Annotated in this window: 1 protein-coding gene; it reads left to right on the top strand. The window is 55.9% G+C overall.

Annotated features, from left to right (window positions below; genetic code table 11):
- Positions 1-220: hypothetical protein (locus EN824_RS35760; protein WP_210236405.1), on the top strand; the 220-nt coding region annotated here is incomplete at its 5' end.
- Between the last annotated feature and the right edge of the window lie 68 nt (positions 221-288).

The raw sequence follows: 288 nt of genomic DNA, 5'->3' as shown, positions 1-288 counted from the left end.
CCATGCTCTCTCAACTGGCGTAGAGGATGCGAAAGCGATCCTGGTTCCGCCGGATCTCGATCAACGATTTGGATTGGCGACCGGAACGGCGGCTTCGGGAATTTGTCTTCGATTGCAGGCATTGGGGTGCGCTCGCATCGTTGCGAGCAACTTCTCAGCGGATTTGGCAACCGAAGCCGCCTGCTCCAAGAACTCGGCGCGTTGGGCGGAAAAAACTTAGCGACTTGACGAAGTTTTCTCTTGCGCCGCCGATAGATCGCGCGATAGTTAGCATCATGGCTAAGCATG

The organism is Mesorhizobium sp. M8A.F.Ca.ET.181.01.1.1 (assembly GCF_004792025.1).
GTDB lineage: Bacteria > Pseudomonadota > Alphaproteobacteria > Rhizobiales > Rhizobiaceae > Mesorhizobium.
Note: the sequence above shows the minus strand (reverse complement) of the source record. Positions and strands in the feature narration are given on the sequence as shown.